A 13,286-nucleotide genomic window follows, 5' to 3' on the forward strand; every position below is an offset into this window, starting at 1 on the left:
TATGTCCTCCTCATGGCTGCAGATTTATTTCTGCTCTGCCGGTTTATCTGTCATGATTTCCTTCAGGGATGTTGCCAGCCCTGCGATGCCCTGTATCTCGGACGGAATGATGATCTTCGTTGCCTTGCCGTCAGCAACCTTTGTAAGAGCCTCCAGGCTCTTCAGAGTAAGAACAGATTCATCTGCTCCTGCTTCCTTGATCATACGAAGTCCTTCTGCAGTTGCCTGCTGTACTTTAAGGACTGCCTGTGCCTGTCCTTCAGCCTCTTTGATCATACGCTCCTTCTGAGCCTCCGCATGAAGGATCGCCGCCTGCTTCTCAGCCTCCGCATCCAGGATAGCGGACTGTTTTTTACCCTCTGCAACAAGGATGGTGGAACGTTTCTCTCCTTCTGCTTTCAGAATGGCTTCTCGTCTCTCACGCTCAGCCTTCATCTGTTTCTCCATGGCATCCTGGATGGCTGCCGGAGGAATGATGTTCTTAAGCTCCACACGGTTAACCTTGATTCCCCATGGATCTGTAGCCACATCAAGGGAAGCACGCATCTTGGTATTGATAACCTCTCGGGATGTCAGTGTCTCATCCAGCTCCATATCACCGATGATGTTACGAAGTGTTGTAGCAGAAAGATTCTCGATCGCCATGATCGGATTCTCAACGCCATATGCGTAAAGCTTCGGATCTGTGATCTGGAAAAATACAACCGTATCGATCTGCATGGTTACATTATCTTTGGTAATTACCGGCTGCGGTGGAAAATCCACAACCTGTTCTTTCAGGTTTACTCTTCTTGCAACACGCTCAATGAACGGAACCTTGAAATGGATTCCTGTACTCCAGGTAGCCTTGTAAGCGCCAAGACGTTCCAGTACCACTGCATAGGCCTGCGGTACAATGCGGATACAGGATGCAAGTACCCACAGCACAAGAACGATGACTACAAGCAAAACAACAACTCCACCCATAATTTAGCCCTCCTTGCTAATTTCTTTTACGATCAGCTTCACTCCGCGGATCTCTTCGATCTCAACCACTGCACCTGTTGGAATTTCTTCCCCGTCATCTGCGGTCCGTGCAGTCCACTCGATGTCATTGATCCTCACCTGCCCGGTCTGGGCCAGGTTGTTGACCGGCTGTATCACTACGGCTCTTTTTCCCAGAAGGCTCTCTGCATTGGTCTTTTCCACGCCCTTGTTCATGTAGCGGACCGCCAGAGGTCTGGTAAAGATCAGAAGCACCACGGAAACTCCGAAAAATAAAAGGAGCTGTACAACAATTCCCCCACCAAGCCACGAGGCAATGCACGCCACAAGCGCACCGCCTGCAAACCAGACAGTGGTAAGTCCTACCGTGATTGCTTCAATTACCAGTAAAATTGCCAGTATTCCAAGCCAGGCCAAAGGTGTCATAAAACCCCTCCTCTCTTATTCTCTTCTCTGTCTTGCAGCTTCGTACATCAGAATTCCCGATGCCATGGCAGCATTCAGCGATTCTACCTTTCCGCACATGGGAATGCGGATCAGACAGTCTGCTGCCTCCGCCGCCTGATCAGTCAGGCCCTTTCCCTCGTTTCCGATGAAAAATGCGGTACCGCCCTTATAGGATTCCTGATCATAGGAATTCTCGCCCTTCAGATGAGCTGCAAAACTGCGGATTCCCTTTTCTTTCAGCTTCTTTTCTAATGATACCACATCTTCCACGTATAGAAAAGGCATTCTGTAAATGGAGCCCATGGTAGAACGGATCACCTTGGGATTTGTGATATCCACGCAGGTTTTTGTGAGGAAAACTCCGCTTACGCCGGCGCCCTCACCGGTCCTGAGAATGGTTCCCGCATTTCCCGGATCCTGAAGATCCTCCAGAACCATGACCAGAGGATTTTCTCCCGCCAGTACCTCTTCCTCGCTCCAGGAAGGCAACTTCAGAACTGTCAGGATCCCCTGGGGAGTCTTGGTATCACACATCTGACGGAATACGGAATCCTTCACGATCTCACAGGGATATTTTTCTGCCTGAGACATCAGCTCTCCATCCCGGGAAACTGTCTCGGAAACAAACACCTGGGAAACCCAGCTTTCCGGTGCTTCCAGAAACATTTTCCGGCCCTCTGCCACAAAAAGTCCCTGCTCTCTTCTGGCTTTTGCCTTCTGGTTCAGCTGCATGACATTTTTTATTTTTGCATTTGATACACTGGTTATCATACTTTTATTTCTCTCCTTCCGGCAATCCGTATTCGGTTAACGTAATTCCTCACGACTTGCATTCAGATCCTTGTTTTTTCCGATGGCGATTATGGAACAGTTGTCCGGAAGCGGTTCGGAAGGATCCAGATCTACCGTGACATTTTCACCCAGCTTGATGCCAATGATATTAATGTGAAAACGCTCCCGTACATTCAGATCTACCAGATTTTTTCCAATCCAGGATACCGGCATGGAAAACTCCGCCATACTGAACTCCGCTGAAAGCTCAAACACATCCAGATACCCGCCGGACATAAGATTTCTGGCAACCCGCAGTCCCATGGACTGTTCCGGATAAATGATCTTATCTGCACCGATTTTGTCAAGTATACGTCCATGAAGAGAATTCATACTTTTTGCAACTACAAAGGGCACTCCCAGATCTTTGGCCTGCATGGTTGCGGAAATACTGGCTTCCAGATTTTCGGCAACTGCGATAATGGCTACATCCACATTCTGAACTCCCAGAGCCTTCAGGATTCCCGGTTCACGGACATCTGCTTTTACCGCATAGGTTACTTTTTCGGAAATCTCTTCGATATTTTCTTCTTTGTCATCAATGGCAAGAACATCGCAGTCTGACTCTGCCAGCGTCACCGCCAGAGTCATTCCAAACTGTCCAAGCCCGATCACGGCAAAAGATTTATTTTTCATTCTATTCTCCTGTTTAACCGATCATGATATCTTCTTCACCGAGATGCGTGGTGCTTCCCGGCCTGTTGCGTACACGCATCACAACTGCTGTTCCAAGTGTCAGCGGTCCGATACGTCCCAGATACATGGTAAGGATCACGATCCACTTGCCTGCCACATTCAGCTGAGGTGTCAGTCCTCTGGAAAGTCCTACTGTAGCCCCCGCAGAAGTGATCTCATATAAAACATCTGCCAAATCCACTCCCGGCATTACTGCGGACAAAAGCACCGTCATGGTAAAAAGGATCAGCACACTGGTTCCTGCAACAACCATGGCAGAACGGAGATAGCTCTCACGGATCCTGCGGCCGTATACCTCTACATCCTTTTTTCCCTGAAGATATGCTGCAATAGAAAGGATCAGAACCGCAATGGTAGTAGTCTTCACACCACCGGCAGTGCCCATGGGTGATCCTCCGATAAACATCCACAGCAGGGAAATGATCACGGTAGGTGTGGACAAAAGCGACTGATCCATGGTATAAAATCCCGCCGTACGTGTTGTCACTGACTGGAAAAAGGATGCCATGAGCTTTGTTCCCAGTGGTGCCCCCTTCAGCGTGGAAGGGTTTCCGGATTCAAAGATAAATACCAGAAATGCTCCTGAAAATACTAGGATCCCGGTCATCGTAAGGACCAGCTTGCTCTGAAGCCGCAGTACACGAAAAACTCTGGATGGGGAAAGCTCTTTTCTCAGAACCTTGCGGAATTTATCCCACAGATCCCACCAGACGATAAATCCAAGACCTGACACAATGATCAGGCCAATCGTAGTGATATTGACCAGCGGATTGCTCACATATACCGAAAGGCTTGTTTCCCCGAAAAGATCGATCCCAGCGTTGCAGAATGCAGATACCGCCAGAAATATGGCATGCACCAGACCTTTTTTTATTCCAAATTCCGGTACAAAGCAAAACGCATACAGGACCGCACCGATTCCTTCTGCAAGAAACACGCATTTCACCACACTGCGGACTACAGCCACGACTCCACCCATTTCATCCAGGTTATAGGATTCCTTGATGATCCGCCGGTTTTTCAGGGAAATTTTCCTCCGGAGGCTGATGAATATCATATTCGCCAGTGCGATCAGTCCAATCCCGCCGATCTGTATCAGGCACAGGATAACCGCTTTTCCAATGGGGCTCCACTGGACTGCCATAACAACTGTGGAAAGTCCTGTCACACATACGCTGGTCGCCGCTGTAAAAACAGCATCCGGGAAGGTAACAGCCTGCCCGGGTGCACTGCAAAACGGCATCCACAAAATAAGTCCACCTACAAAAATCACCCCCGCAAAGCCGAGGGCAATTATTTGTGACGTATTCAGTTTATGCAATCCGTCTGAAACTTTTTTTAAGTTCATAAATATCTTTATTTTCTGTAATTATGAGAAAGAGAATTGCAGACCTCCCACATGTAGGAATCTACATTCTTCTGCATTGCAAGAGCCTCATTGATGTCGAAATCAACAAACTCACCATGACGGTATCCAACCACACGGCTGCGTTTTCCGGCAACAAGAAGATCTACTGCAAGAGCACCCATCATGGACGCATATACACGGTCCTTACATGTAGGGCTTCCACCACGCTGCATGTGACCAAGGATCGTTGCACGTGTCTCGATACCTGTTGCAGCCTCGATACGCTTCGCCATAGCCTCTGAATGGCCGATACCCTCAGCATTTACGATGATATGGTGTTTCTTGCCTTTCTTACGGCTCTCTACGATATTGTCAATAAGCTTCTGCTCGTCGTAATCATATTTCTCCGGGATCAGGATATCCTCAGCACCGTTTGCGATACCGCACCATACTGCAAGGTATCCGGCGTTACGTCCCATAACCTCGATGATACTGCATCTCTCATGGGATGTGGATGTATCACGTACCTTGTCAATAGCTTCCATAGCTGTATTTACAGCAGTATCGAAACCGATGGTGTACTCGGTACATGCGATATCAAGGTCAATGGTTCCCGGCAGGCCAATGGTATTGATTCCAAGGTTCGCAAGCTTCTGAGCACCTGCGAAGGATCCGTCTCCACCGATAACAACAAGGCCGTCGATCCCATGCTTTCTGCAGATCTCTGCAGCCTGCTGCTGTCCTTCCTCTGTTCTCATCTCTGCACATCTGGCAGTATAAAGAATTGTTCCGCCTCGCTCAATCGTATCGGAAACGTCCTTTGCTGTCATATCTCTGATCTCCTCATTTAAGAGACCGCTGTATCCTTTATAGATTCCCTTTACGTTCAGTCCGCTGCTTAATCCTCTTCTGACAACAGCACGGATTGCAGCATTCATTCCAGGTGCGTCACCGCCACTGGTCAAAACGCCGATCGTTTTGATTTTGTTCTCTGCCATATTGTTATCCTCCATCTTATGAAACAACCTATTGTAATACACATATTCGGGTATAGTTTATAGCATTTTTATAAGTTTTTCAATACTCTCTCCACAATTTTAACATTGGAACTTCCATATTTTTTACACATGCGCTCCAGCCAGGAATCCTCGATATGGACCTGATAAGCAGGGGGAAGCTTCTTCATTGCCTTGACATCTTTGAGATAAATAACCACCGTGCTGTTTCCTCTGGATTCCATCAGATCATCTACCAGACCGGTCTCGGCTTTTGCGTACTCTTCCCGGCTTTCAAACTGGAGCCACAGTTCTCTTGGCATATCATCAAAAAGACGGACCTTTTCCAGGATCAGCTTGCTGGCTTTGTCGTCTTCTGCGGATACTCTTCCCTGAATAAAGAGCCGGGCATCTTCATTCAGGAACATCTGGCATTTTTCGTAATCACGTGGAAATACCACAACCTCCACGGTGCCTACCAGATCTTCCACTGTAAGGAACGCCATTACCTTATTATTCTTTGTATATTTTATGGTTTTATCCGTGATCATTCCACCCACGATCACTTTCTGGTTATCGTAAACCTCCGGTATCCCTGTTTCATCATCCGGTTGAAAATCAGAAGTTTTTGCAGAGATCATTTTTTCCATCATATTCCGGTAACGCTCCAGCGGATGACCGCTGAGATAGATGCCGAGAACTTCCTTCTCAAAGGTCAGTATCGTCTCCTTCGGATATTCTGCTGCCTGCGGCATACGGATCTCAAATTCCTTTTTATCTTCTTCAGGCGCAATATCAAAAAGACTCAGCTGTCCCGCCATGGTATGCTTCTTATCCTGGTTGATACTGTCTATGATCTGCGTATAAACCGTCATTTTCTGATTCCGGTTTCCCTCCAGGCAATCCAGCGCTCCGGCCTTGATCAGATTTTCCACAACTCTCTTGTTGATCTGGTCGATATTTCGCTCAATAAATGTTTTCAGGGAGGTATATTCTCCGTGCTCCTCACGCTCCCGCACAATCCCCTCGATTACCGGACGGCCGATACTCTTGATGGCAGAAAGTGCATAACGAATGGAACCATTGTCAACAGAAAAGCCATAAACACCATGATTGATATCCGGCGGAAGGATCCGGATCCCCATCTGACGGCATACAGAAATATACTCGGCAACCTTGTTCGGCATTTCCACAACGGATGTCATCAGTGCAGCCATAAATTCTACCGGATAGTAATATTTGAGATATGCCGTCTGGTAGGAAACCACTGCATAAGCGGCAGCGTGAGACTTATTGAAGGCATACTTTGCAAAATCTGTCATCTCATCGTAGATCTTGTTTGCGATCTCCTCGGAAATACCGTTGGCAATACATCCCGGTACTCCCTCTTCCACGTTTCCGTAAACGAAATTCTGACGTTCTTTTGCCATAACAGAAGCTTTTTTCTTGGACATGGCACGGCGCACCAGGTCACTTCGTCCAAGGGTGTAGCCTGCAAGCTCACGGACGATCTGCATAACCTGCTCCTGGTATACGATACAGCCATAGGTTGGCTTCAGGATCGGCTCCATCTGCGGACAGTCATAACGGATGGTATCCGGACGGTTTTTTCCACGGATGTACTGCGGAATGAAATCCATGGGACCCGGACGATAAAGCGAAATTCCCGCGATCACGTCCTCAAGGCTCTGAGGCTTCAGCTCCTTCATGAAGCTTTTCATTCCGGCACTCTCCAGCTGGAACACACCGTCAGTACGTCCTGTTCCGAGAGAATCCAGTACCTTTTTGTCGTTGTAGTCGATCTTTTGCATATCCAGAAGCATACCGGTACTTTTTTCCACCATTTTCACAGCATTCTGGATAACCGTCAGGGTACGGAGACCCAGGAAATCCATTTTCAGAAGTCCCAGCTCTTCCAGTGTTGTCATGGTAAACTGCGTGACAATGGAACCATCCTGTGCTCTGGAAAGGGGTACGTATTCCGATACATCCTTCTGGCTGATCACAACACCTGCCGCATGCATGGAGGTATGCCTCGGAAGCCCCTCCAGACGTTTTGCCAGATCGATCAGACGATGGATATCGTCCTGTTCCTCGTAAGCCTTGCGAAACTCCGGATTCATTCCCAGTGCCTTGTCAATGGTGATATTCAGCTCCTGTGGAATCATCTTGGCGATGGTGTCCACCTGGGCATAAGGCATATCCAGAACACGGCCTACATCACGAATGACACCGCGGGCTGCCAGTGTACCGAAGGTAACGATCTGAACCACGCAGTCATCACCATATTTTCTTCTTACATAATCAATAACCTCCTGTCTCCGTTCGAAGCAGAAATCCACATCGATATCAGGCATGGATACTCGCTCCGGATTCAGGAAACGTTCAAAGAGCAGATCATACCGGATCGGGTCCAGCTGGGTGATCCCAAGTGTATAGGCAACCAGGCTTCCTGCGGCAGAGCCTCGTCCCGGACCGACCATGATATCGTTGTCCCTGGCATATTTGATAAAATCCCATACAATGAGAAAGTAATCTACATATCCCATGTTTTTGATCGTAGACAGCTCATAATCCAGGCGCTTTTTCAGCTCCTCTGTTACCGGATGATAACGCTGCTCAAGTCCCTCATGACAAAGCTTGTTCAGATATTCCCAGGAGGTAAGTCCATCCGGCACATCATATTTCGGCAGCTTGGTCACACCAAATTCAATCTCCACATGACATCTCTCCGCGATCCTGTGCGTGTTTTCCAACGCTTCTAGCGCATATGGGAAAAGCCTCGCCATCTCCTCCGGCGATTTCACATAATACTGGCCGCCCTCATAGCGCATTCTGTTCTCATCGCTGAGCTTTTTCTGAGTCTGCAGACAAAGAAGAACATCATGTGGTTCCGCATCCTCTGCCATAGTGTAATGCACATCATTGGTGGCAACCAGATCGATCCCCGTCTCTCTGTGCATACGGAGAAGCTGCTGGTTTACAGTCTGCTGCTCCGGGATCCCATGATCCTGAAGCTCCAGAAAGAAATTTCCTTTTCCGAAAATATCCTGATAACGTAATGCCGCGATCTTGGCATCCTCATACATTCCACGTGCAAGATATCTGGCAACCTCTCCCGCCAGGCAGGCACTTAAGGCAATGATACCCTCGTGATATTTTTCCAGAAGCTCCAGATCCACACGTGGCTTGTAATAAAACCCTTCCACAAATGCCTTGGATACAATTTTCATCAGGTTGCTGTATCCCTGATTATTCTCAGCCAGCAGGACCAGATGATAATAACGGTCATCCCCACTTCCCACTTCTCTGTCAAAACGGGAGCCCGGAGCCACATAAACCTCACATCCGAGGATCGGATTGATCCCGGCTTCTCTTGCAGCCCTGTAAAAATCGATTACACCATACATAACGCCATGATCGGTGATCGCCGCACTGTCCATACCCAGCTCTTTTACTCTGGCTACATATTCTTTGATCTTATTGGAGCCATCCAGAAGGCTGTATTCTGTATGGACATGTAAATGTGTAAACTCCAAATTTATTCTCCTTATCGTAAAAAACAGGGCTCCGGATCCTCCCCGCTCTGCACTTTTCTCTGAACGTGCCGGAGCGTGTCTGATCCGGAGCCGGTCAACACCTTGTTATTTTTTAATGTAGATCCTCTTGTCACGGATCTCTACTTTTCCTTCCTTCATCAGATGACCGACTGCACGCTTGAATGCGTTCTTACTGAGGCCAAACTCTCTCTTGATGACTTCCGGTGAGGCATGATCATCAAATGGCAGCACCCCTGCAAATTCCTCGATCACGCTGAATACGCTCTCTGCATCCTCATTGATCTGGATGTAAGCCTTCTGGCGGTCACTGACGTTCATCTTGCCATCCTCTTTCACCTCTGTGACACGAAGATCAAGAATAGCTCCCGGTCTGTACTTGCCTGTTGCCTCCCGTGCCGGGATCAGAGCGGAATATTTATCATCTACCGCAACAAAAACGCCGAAATTCCCACTGATCTCATAGACACGCCCCTTTACCGAATCTCCCGGTACATAAGGAGTTCTGGTGGAAAGATAATGATACACCTTCATGGTTGCACAGAGTCTGCTGCTCTTATCTACATAAAGAGCTACCAGACACTCCTCGCCTTCACGGACCCGGTTGGTCTGCTCATGATACGGAAGAAGAAGATCCTTCTCCAGTCCCCAGTCAAGAAAAGCACCAATCCTGGTAACCTGTTTTACCTTAAGGACTGCTGTCTGTCCTACCTGAAGCATCGGCTCACGGGTAGTTGCGATCAGTCTGTCCTGGGAATCCTTATAGATGAATACTTCGATCTCATCACCTGCTTTGGTTCCTTCCGGTACCTGTTTGGACGGAAGAAGCACCCGCTCATTCTGAGGTGCGTTTCGGTCCTCTCCAAGATATATTCCGAAATCCACGGTTTTTACAACCAGTAATTTCTGTTTTTTACCTAATTCTATCATTCTTACTCCTGTTCCTTAAAACTATATATGATCATTTACTATTTGCTGTCTGTCCTGCATTATAACATAAGAGAATTATTATAGAAAGCACAAAAAAGGCAGCTTCGGAAATTTCTTTCCGTCACTGCCTTTTATTTGCCATTCATGGGGGAATCTGTCCCCACATTGGGTCAGTCTGTTATTCTGTTGGTTTCTCAACCGGCATCGGGTTCATCATTTTAATGACAAAAAGTACGATCAGCATCAGCACGATTCCCACCGGAAGAGCGATCCATGCTGTTTTTACAAAGCCTGCAACAATATAAGTTACAAAAGATACTGCCGCAGCCAGGAGCGCATACGGAAGCTGTGTGGAAACGTGAGTCACATGATCACACTGTGCTCCTGCGGAAGCCATGATCGTTGTATCGGAGATCGGTGAGCAGTGGTCTCCGCAAACTGCACCTGCCATGCAGGCGGACATGGAAATGATCATCATCTCAGGACTGGATTTCTCAAATACCGCAACAACGATCGGGATCAGGATACCAAAGGTTCCCCAGGAAGTACCTGTAGCAAATGCAAGTCCACATCCAACCAGGAAAATAATGGCCGGAAGGATAACTTCAATACCACCGGCAACAGAACGCATTGCTTCTTCTACGAATACCGCTGCACCAAGTGAGTCTGTCATAGCCTTCAGTGTCCATGCAAAGGTCAGGATCATGATCGCCGGTACCATAGCCTTGAAGCCTTCCGGGATGCATCCCATACAGTCTCTGAAATTGACCACACGGCGGATCATATAGAAAATAATGGCAAACACCAGACCAAAAGCACTTCCCATTGCAAGGCCTGTAGAGGCATCACTCTGTGAAAATGCGGTAACAAAATCTGTTCCGCTGAAAAATCCTCCTGTGTAGATCATACTGATGACACAGCAGATAACAAGCACAACGATCGGAATCACAAGATCGATCACCTTTCCTCTCGGATTCGGTGTCTCATCATCCGTTGCATTCTCATACGGTCTTGCAGATGTTGTATAAAGATCTCCGTTCAGAGCATTGATCTCATGTGTTCTCATGGCACCAAACTCGGTTTTCATCAGTACCATGCCAACCATCATTACAATCGTAAGGATCGCGTAAAAGTTATACGGGATGGTTCTTACAAAAATCGCAAGTCCATCCTGTCCCTTTACGAATCCGCTGACTGCTGCTGCCCAGGATGAGATCGGTGCGATGATACATACCGGAGCAGCTGTTGCATCGATCAGGTATGCAAATTTCGCTCTGGATACGTGATGTCTGTCAGTTACCGGACGCATAACGCTTCCTACTGTCAGGCAGTTAAAATAATCGTCAATGAAGATCAGGATTCCAAGGATGATCGCTGCAAGCTCTGCACCCACACGTGTGTGGATCTTTTTGCTGGCCCATCGTCCGAATGCGGCGGAGCCGCCGGCCTTGTTCATCATACATACCACAGATCCCAGGATTACCAGGAAGATCAGGATACCTACGTTATAGCTGTCAGAAAGAACCTTGATGATTCCTCCCTCAAAAATCTGTGTTACCGTTCCTTCAAATTTAAATCCGGAATAGATCAGTGCTCCTACTACAATTCCCACAAACAGAGAACTGTATACTTCTTTTGTGATCAGTGCAAGGACGATCGCAACAAGAGGTGGAAGCAGTGCCCAGATCGTTGCATACAGAGCAGGCTGGTAAGTCTCCTCCGCATCCGCAGCCAGCACAGTCAGGGGACTTGCCAGTGCGCCCATGAATACCATTGCCATAACAGACAATGCTGTTCCTGCTTTTTTACTCATTTTTCTCCTCCCTTTTCGGGGACAAAAAAACGGAGGCTGTCTCTTCTTAAGAACACCTCCGGTTAAATAATCCTTATTTAACTAATAGCCCGTCAGAAAATCTCCATTCAGCATATTAAATGCAGATCTCCCGAAGTGCTACCGATAGCGCTCCACATCCGTGACAGTACAACGCATATTCTGCGTTATCCCAGCACCCTGTCATCTGGCCTTCCAGAGCACTTCGGCAAATTTTCCTTTCTTTATGAACAGCCTGCCAGGGCCTTGCATCCATAAATACTGATAAAATCCGCGCCTCTATCTTCTTATCCGTGACCGTTTGCCCTCCGCAGGACTTCCCGGCCATCTTTTTTTCTTTATACTGTAGCAGTTTCCGACATAAATATCAAGTAGTTTACACAGATTCCTGCCATTCAGACCAATATTGTTACTTTTCACTCCGTTTTCAGTAACACGCTTCGCAGAATATTACCAGCGAACTGTAATCCAATATTGCCTTATTTACTGCTCATTCAGCAGCCACTTCACATCCACTCCCAGCACCTTTGCAAACACCCGCAGTTCATAATCTGCCACAAAACGTTCTCCTCCTTCGATCCGGCTGATACTGTCACGCTCCAGCATCACTCCTTCTACTTGCATTTTTGCTGCCAGCGCAGATTGCGACATCCGTTTCATATTCCTCATCTGGCGTATTTTTTCTCCGGAAACGTTCTTTTTTCCCTGATAAGTGTATATTTTCATCCTGCCACCTATTTTAATAAATGTGTTAATGTTCTGCATTTTTCTTGACATTAGCATATATTTCGGCGGCACCTGTGTTAAAGGTCAGCAAATCTGACATTTTCTGCATTTTTCGACAAAAAATGCCGCGGTACTGTTCCGCGGCATTTCCACTCAGGCGGATATTGACGATCCACCATCGGGTCAAACTGTTTTTTCTTCTGATCAGTCTTCCTGTCCTACCTGACCATAATATGCATTTGCACCATGTTTTCTGTAGTAATGCTTATCCTGAAGCTCCTGCGGTGCCGGTTTTACATCCGGATTGATCAGCTCGCAGCGAGATGCCATCTTGGCAACCTCCTCAAGAACAACTGCGTTATGAACTGCCTCATGAGCATCCTTACCCCAGGTAAAAGGTCCGTGGTTCTTGCACAGCACAGCCGGTACTGCTTCATAATCTTTGTTTTTGAAATAATCAGCAATAAGAACTCCCGTGTTCTTCTCATATGCCTCTTCGATCTCTCTTTTGGTCAGATTACGCACACATGGTACTTCTCCGTAAATGTAATCTGCATGTGTGGTTCCATAACACGGGATCGATCTGCCTGCCTGCGCCCAGCTTGTTGCCCAGGATGAGTGGGTATGTACGATGCCGCCGATATTCGAAAACGCTCTGTAAAGAACTGCATGTGTCGGTGTATCAGAGGATGGATTGTATCTTCCTTCTACTTTATTTCCATCAAGATCTACCACTACCATGTCTTCCGGTGTCAGCTTGTCATAATCCACACCACTTGGCTTAATCACAAAAAGTCCCTGCTCCCTGTCGATCCCGCTGACATTTCCCCATGTAAAGGTAACAAGACCATATTTGGGCAGATCCATATTTGCTCTGTAAACTTCTTCTTTTAATTTTTCAAGCATAGCGCGCCCTCCTTTTACGGTATAGTTGTTTCAAA

At 47.4% G+C, this 13,286-nt stretch carries 11 protein-coding genes and 1 riboswitch; all 11 genes read right to left on the reverse strand.

Annotated elements, in window-relative coordinates:
- Window positions 1-24: 24 nt before the first annotated feature.
- Window positions 25-966, reverse strand: coding sequence for an SPFH domain-containing protein (locus BN3261_RS12860; RefSeq protein WP_015526727.1), 942 nt, complete (start codon window positions 964-966; stop codon window positions 25-27).
- 3 nt (window positions 967-969) lie between these two features.
- Window positions 970-1,410, reverse strand: coding sequence for an NfeD family protein (locus BN3261_RS12865; RefSeq protein ID WP_021652591.1), 441 nt, complete (start codon window positions 1,408-1,410; stop codon window positions 970-972).
- Window positions 1,411-1,425: 15 nt separating this feature from the next.
- Window positions 1,426-2,202, reverse strand: coding sequence for a TrmH family RNA methyltransferase (locus BN3261_RS12870; RefSeq protein WP_059086452.1), 777 nt, complete (start codon window positions 2,200-2,202; stop codon window positions 1,426-1,428).
- Between the two features lie 36 nt (window positions 2,203-2,238).
- Complete coding sequence (locus tag BN3261_RS12875; protein WP_059086453.1) at window positions 2,239-2,898, reverse strand: potassium channel family protein; 660 nt, start codon at window positions 2,896-2,898, stop codon at window positions 2,239-2,241.
- A gap of 13 nt (window positions 2,899-2,911) precedes the next feature.
- Entirely contained in the window at window positions 2,912-4,306 is a 1,395-nt protein-coding gene (locus tag BN3261_RS12880) for a TrkH family potassium uptake protein (RefSeq protein WP_021652589.1), read from the reverse strand.
- An 8-nt stretch (window positions 4,307-4,314) separates the two neighbouring features.
- Complete coding sequence (pfkA, locus tag BN3261_RS12885) at window positions 4,315-5,304, reverse strand: 6-phosphofructokinase (RefSeq protein ID WP_059086454.1); 990 nt, start codon at window positions 5,302-5,304, stop codon at window positions 4,315-4,317.
- A gap of 68 nt (window positions 5,305-5,372) precedes the next feature.
- Window positions 5,373-8,840: a DNA polymerase III subunit alpha gene (locus BN3261_RS12890; RefSeq protein WP_021652587.1), complete on the reverse strand. Its 3,468-nt coding sequence runs from the start codon at window positions 8,838-8,840 to the stop codon at window positions 5,373-5,375.
- Between the two features lie 105 nt (window positions 8,841-8,945).
- A complete protein-coding gene (locus BN3261_RS12895) occupies window positions 8,946-9,788 on the reverse strand; it encodes a CvfB family protein (protein WP_021652585.1) in 843 nt (280 codons plus the stop codon).
- A gap of 178 nt (window positions 9,789-9,966) precedes the next feature.
- The gene (locus BN3261_RS12900) at window positions 9,967-11,553 is read right to left on the reverse strand and encodes a Na+/H+ antiporter NhaC family protein (RefSeq protein WP_420313732.1); all 1,587 of its coding nucleotides are present in this window, start codon (window positions 11,551-11,553) and stop codon (window positions 9,967-9,969) included.
- 185 nt (window positions 11,554-11,738) lie between these two features.
- Window positions 11,739-11,909, reverse strand: a riboswitch (Lysine riboswitch).
- A gap of 193 nt (window positions 11,910-12,102) precedes the next feature.
- Window positions 12,103-12,345 (reverse strand): helix-turn-helix domain-containing protein, encoded by a 243-nt coding sequence (locus tag BN3261_RS12910; RefSeq protein WP_015526736.1) that lies wholly within the window; start codon window positions 12,343-12,345, stop codon window positions 12,103-12,105.
- 204 nt (window positions 12,346-12,549) lie between these two features.
- Entirely contained in the window at window positions 12,550-13,251 is a 702-nt protein-coding gene (locus tag BN3261_RS12915; protein WP_059086456.1) for an L-ribulose-5-phosphate 4-epimerase, read from the reverse strand.
- Between the last annotated feature and the right edge of the window lie 35 nt (window positions 13,252-13,286).

Source organism: Blautia massiliensis (ex Durand et al. 2017) (assembly GCF_001487165.1).
GTDB classification, from domain to species: domain Bacteria; phylum Bacillota; class Clostridia; order Lachnospirales; family Lachnospiraceae; genus Blautia_A; species Blautia_A fusiformis.

Excerpts from the sequence above, each read along its gene's own strand:
- BN3261_RS12860 (WP_015526727.1), bottom strand. The coding sequence starts at position 966 with ATGGGTGGAGTTGTTGTTTTGCTTGTAGTCATCGTTCTTGTGCTGTGG.
- BN3261_RS12865 (WP_021652591.1), bottom strand. The coding sequence starts at position 1,410 with ATGACACCTTTGGCCTGGCTTGGAATACTGGCAATTTTACTGGTAATT.
- BN3261_RS12870 (WP_059086452.1), bottom strand. The coding sequence starts at position 2,202 with ATGATAACCAGTGTATCAAATGCAAAAATAAAAAATGTCATGCAGCTG.
- BN3261_RS12875 (WP_059086453.1), bottom strand. The coding sequence starts at position 2,898 with ATGAAAAATAAATCTTTTGCCGTGATCGGGCTTGGACAGTTTGGAATG.
- BN3261_RS12880 (WP_021652589.1), bottom strand. The coding sequence starts at position 4,306 with ATGAACTTAAAAAAAGTTTCAGACGGATTGCATAAACTGAATACGTCA.
- pfkA (WP_059086454.1), bottom strand. The coding sequence starts at position 5,304 with ATGGCAGAGAACAAAATCAAAACGATCGGCGTTTTGACCAGTGGCGGT.
- BN3261_RS12895 (WP_021652585.1), bottom strand. The coding sequence starts at position 9,788 with ATGATAGAATTAGGTAAAAAACAGAAATTACTGGTTGTAAAAACCGTG.
- BN3261_RS12900 (WP_420313732.1), bottom strand. The coding sequence starts at position 11,553 with ATGGGCGCACTGGCAAGTCCCCTGACTGTGCTGGCTGCGGATGCGGAG.
- BN3261_RS12910 (WP_015526736.1), bottom strand. The coding sequence starts at position 12,345 with ATGAAAATATACACTTATCAGGGAAAAAAGAACGTTTCCGGAGAAAAA.
- BN3261_RS12915 (WP_059086456.1), bottom strand. The coding sequence starts at position 13,251 with ATGCTTGAAAAATTAAAAGAAGAAGTTTACAGAGCAAATATGGATCTG.